The sequence below is a fragment of the Campylobacter troglodytis genome, assembly GCF_006864425.1.
In the GTDB taxonomy this organism is placed as follows: Bacteria; Campylobacterota; Campylobacteria; order Campylobacterales; family Campylobacteraceae; genus Campylobacter_D; species Campylobacter_D troglodytis.
The window spans coordinates 1-630 of record NZ_QHLI01000214.1; the positions used below are offsets into that span (position 1 = coordinate 1).

Annotated in this window: 1 pseudogene; it reads left to right on the forward strand. The window is 32.9% G+C overall.

From position 1 onward, the window contains the following. A pseudogene (locus tag DMC01_RS14230) lies at positions 1-542 on the forward strand (hypothetical protein); the annotation flags it as partial. Positions 543-630: the final 88 nt, after the last annotated feature.

Genomic DNA, 630 nt, shown 5'->3' on the forward strand with positions numbered 1-630 from the left:
TTCACACTAAACACAAAGAATATCATCAAATTCAAGCTAAGCACAAAGAAGACCGTCAAATTCAAGCCAAGCTAAGAAACACCAAGCTAGACTTTGAGCTTTTATATGATAGCTTAAAAGAATCAAACAAAAAATTAATCTTCTTGCTTGATGAGGTTGGGGTTTATGATGAGTGCTTGCTTGAAAGGATTCGCCTTTTAAGCGAGCTATCAAATCTTTGCTTTGTATTGAGCCTACACAAAAAACAAGCTTGTTTTTTAAAGGAGCATTTTTCAAGTAGGATTATCAAGGAAATTGAGCTTAATCCCTTGAATTTAAAGGAGTTTGAGCTTTATGTGAGGGAAAAATTCAAGCTAAGTTTAAAAACAAACCTTCTAAAAAGCCTTTTAAAGTTAAGTAGGGCAAATTTACGCCTTGTTGATAAGATCTTGCATAGCTTTTTAACCCTACACACTTTTTACACAAAGGAAAACAAAGACCCCTCACAAAAGAGGCTATTACAAATGAGCCTTTTTTATCATAATTTATTAGGCAAAAGATGACAAGGACGCAGATCTTAGAACTAGAAAGCAAGTTTAAGGCATATAAATTAAAAAGCTTGTTTAAAAGATTAGGCTTAATGCTTTTAAG